The following is a 4704-nucleotide window of genomic DNA, read 5'->3' as shown; positions in this document are numbered from 1 at the left end:
GACTCACAATGAGCATCCTCTCTTACGGACACAAGATCCGCATTAATCGGGTGTCCACTAAACGAGGGTAACCTCACGTTGGAGTAGGCGTGGGGATCGTCGGACTTGTAGCGCAGCAGCTGAAAAACAACCAGAAGTAGAGAAACTAAAGCTTCTACCCACGGGCTCATCCCCGCATGCGCGGGGAAAGCTGTTAGGAACAGACTAAAAAATGAAGATAGTGAAAGACCTTGAAGGTGTTATAGCGACTCCTGATGATGATTTCTCTGGTGAGCTACGTAACCCTGACTATTGCGTATTCTTCTGGAAACGACAAACGGAAACAACTTTTTCAGTAGAAGAAAAATGCAGAGTTTTTGACACAGAGGACGTTTCAGAAGTTATAGAGTGGGCAAAGCAGAATTCTTCCGAATACGAAGGCTTTTCCATACTATTCCCATCAAAATTTTTAACCGATGCAGGTGAGGAAATTGAAAAAATGTACGTCCTGTATGGGGGATATCCTGAAGGCTTAGAGGTTTCTTCAGAGCCAGACTTTAAATGGACCATGAAAAAGGCTTTCAGCACCTGAATGCGTGACTCTTTTCAAAATTCTGCGCACCAGTTACTGGGCGAAAACCAGCAGGAGAACGCCAGGTCAGACTTACCGTAGAAGTGTACCGATGGAACCTTCCATCACAATTCATCGCCGCGTTTGCTTTCCACTTACTGCTCCCCCATTTTTACTGAATTCCGGAAGATGCCACGCGCCCATCATCTCTAATAAGAGTGACAGATCCCGTTATATGAGCCATATTGACGTTACATTTGACTCTAGCCTGGGCGTTCACCGTTTTACTGAAGTGATGAGAGTGGTGAGGGCGATCGAGAGAGCCAAGGCATGTAGCAACAACACCAGCATTTGCTTCTTGCGGCGGATCAATGAAGCCAACCGACAGCGCTAAGGCTAAAAAGATCGAAAATACTTTTCTTTTCATTTTCCCCCTTGGAACTTATTCATCGTTGTGAAGCGTGGCTTTTCTAGATCACAAGAGTTCAATTTTATGACCTAGAACTGAAGCAGATTGACTGCCCCGATCGCTATGGTACACCAGCTAGTTTCCATGGATTCGACCGGTGGCAGTGAGAGCATGTTCCACAGCCTTGATGGGCAGCACATCGGTACGCATCGTCGAGCGTGTGGCAACACCGACAATCGTGCCGCTGAACACGTCAACGACAAACGCGGTGTAGCCAAATCCTGGAAGGGTGCGAATATAAGTAATCTCGGCAACCCACAGCCGACTGGGGGCCTGGGCACGAAAGTTTCGTTGAACCAGTTCCAGGCGATGATCCGGTACCTTCGGGCTGATCGTGGTTACCGGATAACACCCACGTCTGCGGCCGGAAACACCTGTTAGCTTCATTAACCGAGCGGTCTTGCCACGGCCTATGCGAAAGCCTTCACGGTTCATGGCATGCTACATTTTACGGATACCGTAGACCGAACAGTTCTCAGCATGGACCATGGACTCGTTGAATCTCTTCGGATAAGCAAGCTATCGTTTAAAGCTCTCGTATTGGGCACGCAAGTGGTGGCTTTTCGGCAACCACATGAAGTGATGAATCCACGATCTGCTTGGCAAAGGATTCGGCAGATGGCCCCGGGCCCACACTAATCTTTATACGTGTCGATTCAGGAGATCATGTGGTCGTGGGGTAGTCGACTCTCGCTGCGAAAACCCGAAGCAGTCTAGAGAATCCCGTTGGCGCGTTTCAGCTCGCGGTTTTCCCGACGCAGGCGCTTAAACTCTTCTTCCATTGACTCACCACCAGATGGTTTAGCATGCGTGCCAGCTGTGGCACTGTCGCGGTACCAGGCCCGCAACGTGTAATGAGATTGACCACGCAGCTCCCCGACTTTTCTCGTAGGCGCGGTGCAGCGAGCACGATTCCAGACCGAGCATTTCAACAATCTGATGGACCACCTTCTCCTTAAACTCGACGAAATACTTTCTGGGCAACGTGTCCAATCCTGGCGTAGTTGAGGTAGGAACTAACCCCTGGACGCTCCACTACGCCCGGCCCACGCACAAAAAATTGACGCGCTCTACTGTTAGCTAAAATGCAGAATGCTTGAATTTACGCAAAGAAATAATACCCACAAAAAAGGAAAACGCGCTTAATATTAATGGAATACGGCCGGATGGAACCTCTAGAGCGAACAGAAGGAGCCTCCAATTCGTATCCGACAAAGATGGCCACAGAGCAGTTTGCAAAACAAGCTGTACTACAAGCAACAACGCAAGAGTATCCACACTCACATATCTACCTATAAGAAGCGTCAAACCTGTAAGAACGGTAGATACATAAGCAAATTTAGTGCTTCCTACGCCACAAAGGGAAAATATCCAAGGAATAATCCATAAAGTTACGAGGACGATACTGTCAATAATCAGCCAATTCCGCGAAAGTTGAGCCTCTAACCTGGAAATCTGATTTCTGAAAAAAATCACTGGCAATGCAGCATAAGAAAACGAACATAAAGTGCCAATGTTTGCCCCAGCAGTATCATTGAGCCAAGGGATATTTAGTAACCATCCCTCAGCAAAAGAAAGAACAAAACCAATAAACAGCACCATGATTACGACAGTAATTAGCCTATGCCCACGGCAATACAAGAATGCGTATGATGACATGAGCTAATTGCTACCCCTGCACACAGAAGGCTCGATACGTTGCACAACGTCTCCAACGTTAACTTGTCGATTAGGCTCCCAAGGAAGACCGCTAAGCGTAATTCCCAAATCTTTCGCCGGAATTCCGCAGATTTTAGCGTCAGAACGAATCAGTTCTGCAGATCCAGCTTGATCGACAAACTCTCCAAGTATCCCCTCTACCGTGGATTGGCCGCTTAGACTTAAATGCTCTTCCGAAAAATCTCCCCACATCACAGGACGGTCTGAGAAATCTCTCCACTCAGTCGGCGCTATTTGAGAAAAAGCATCCCTCGCCTGGATATTAAGTAGAATATTTTCGCTAGGAACTTCCGGCCATGCACAGACATTAGAAGAGCAAACAAGCTCACGAGAATCTCTTTGCGCAAGGCCAAACTCTGTGAGTTGCTGCGCCCAAGCAAAAGAACCGATGAGACACAGAATCCCAAAAAGAAAAGTTAACATATACATTCTACGACGATGCCTAAACAGTGCCGCAACCGAGACTATGGCCAGCGTAGCCCCAATAATCCCTGCAATTGCTGTTCCAATTGCTTTCACATCTATCGTTACATCAAAAGAACAGCACGCTAAAAAATCACCAGTTATATTCCTTAGGGTTCCAGGAGAAGTAGCTGGAATTACCGCGTACCAAGAATATGCAAGCGCAGCAGATATAGACACTGATACCAGCGGTTTAAAGGAAAAACCAAGTGCGCTTCCGATTAACGTCCAACAGATACCGACGATGAACGAATACGCCAGCATAAACCAAAAAACTGAAGAACCGAACAGTGCAAAATCAGTAGTTTGCGAAAGATTTGCCAGTACATAGCCAAGAGGGAAAATCAGCGACCATGCAAACATTCGGTTCACATAGATACGAGCCACAGATTTTCGCCCCATTTGCACTAGGGGACGAAAACGTGATGCCTCCCATGCCATTGCGGCAGAAACCGCAGGAGCAATTACGAAGAATACCAATGTAGATTGAGCAGCATTCGACTCATAGTAAGGCGTCTTCCCTAATTCCGAAATAGGAACTGCACTAAGGATTATCCCGATAAGGCAAATCCATAATGATGGACGGCGAAGCCAGTGTTTAACACCAAAATTAGGAACCACTGTAATTTCCTCTCCGTACAAAAGATCGTGAGAGAATATGCGCTGGGGAATTTCCCGACTCTGGAGCTAACTGTACAAAATCTTGCCGTGAACCATCGAAATGTAGCTTCCCCTTATCAAGAACAAGAACACGCTCGAAAGGCCTCTGCAGTTCACCAGCATCATGCGTCGAAACGACGAGATTATGCCCTCTATCCACAATCCGTTGGTATACCTCAGTTACATGCTCTTTGTTGAGTGGATCAAGTGCCGCACTAGGTTCATCAAGCAGTAGCGTTTCTGCCCCGGAATTCAACGCAGTGGCGATCGCCAACCTAGAGCGTTCCCCTCCGCTAAGACTTTCACACCGTTGACTAGCGACTCTTGACAAATCTACAAAATCTAGCCAATCTAAGCATTCTTTCTTTGCAGCCTTTTTATCTCGCCCGAACAACCATGCAACATAAGCGCAGTACTCACTAGAGGTGAAACCGATAATAGGATTGAATGTCTGCTCTACTCTAGATATAGAACCGTTCCTTAGTACTGTTCCTTCCTTCGGAAAAGAATCTGATGCAAGAGCAGAAAAAAGCGTTGATTTCCCTGCACCATTAGCTCCCAGTAGAAGCGTGGGGCGTTCATCTATCACCAACTGCGGTATATCCAGAATTGTCTTGTTTGAACGCCGCACTTGTAGCGCATTAACCCGAACAGTCACTACCATACGAATTTCATCCACTTCATGGTTAACTGGTTCCAATCAAATATATCAATACCAGCATAATAATTTCCCGGAGCCTGGCGCGCCCCACCAGCCTCGGTCCCATCTGGAGTGGGCTGGAATATCGGACCAGTGACCTTAACTGGTAACCTCGAGATTTTCTTTCTTCCAACACTCAACAAA

5 protein-coding genes and 2 pseudogenes are annotated in these 4704 nt (G+C 47.1%); 1 reads left to right on the top strand and 6 read right to left on the bottom strand.

Features of this window, described 5'->3' with window-relative positions; translation table 11 throughout:
• The first annotated feature begins 211 nt into the window (after positions 1–211).
• Positions 212–571, top strand: a complete 360-nt coding sequence (locus QP888_RS10865) for a hypothetical protein (RefSeq protein ID WP_284813577.1) — start codon at positions 212–214, stop codon at positions 569–571.
• 151 nt (positions 572–722) lie between these two features.
• Here QP888_RS10865 and QP888_RS10860 read toward each other — a convergent pair whose 3' ends face one another.
• From QP888_RS10860 to QP888_RS10835, 6 genes and pseudogenes are all read right to left on the bottom strand, one after another.
• A complete protein-coding gene (locus QP888_RS10860; RefSeq protein WP_284813576.1) occupies positions 723–977 on the bottom strand; it encodes a hypothetical protein in 255 nt (84 codons plus the stop codon).
• 120 nt (positions 978–1097) lie between these two features.
• Positions 1098–2003 (bottom strand): annotated as a pseudogene (locus QP888_RS10855) (IS3 family transposase); the annotation flags it as partial.
• A gap of 96 nt (positions 2004–2099) precedes the next feature.
• On the bottom strand, positions 2100–2621 hold the full coding sequence (locus tag QP888_RS10850; RefSeq protein WP_284813575.1) for a hypothetical protein: 522 nt from the start codon (positions 2619–2621) through the stop codon (positions 2100–2102).
• A 60-nt stretch (positions 2622–2681) separates the two neighbouring features.
• Positions 2682–3821, bottom strand: a complete 1140-nt coding sequence (locus QP888_RS10845) for a hypothetical protein (protein WP_284813574.1) — start codon at positions 3819–3821, stop codon at positions 2682–2684.
• On the bottom strand, positions 3811–4539 hold the full coding sequence (locus QP888_RS10840; protein ID WP_284813573.1) for an ATP-binding cassette domain-containing protein: 729 nt from the start codon (positions 4537–4539) through the stop codon (positions 3811–3813). Before QP888_RS10840 ends, QP888_RS10845 begins: the two co-directional genes overlap by 11 nt.
• Positions 4518–4704: pseudogene (locus QP888_RS10835) on the bottom strand (hypothetical protein); the annotation flags it as partial. The gene QP888_RS10840 and the pseudogene QP888_RS10835, both read right to left, overlap by 22 nt.

This window comes from Corynebacterium sp. MSK297, from assembly GCF_030232885.1.
In the GTDB taxonomy this organism is placed as follows: domain Bacteria; phylum Actinomycetota; class Actinomycetes; order Mycobacteriales; family Mycobacteriaceae; genus Corynebacterium.
This window is presented reverse-complemented; position numbering and strand designations above follow the sequence as displayed.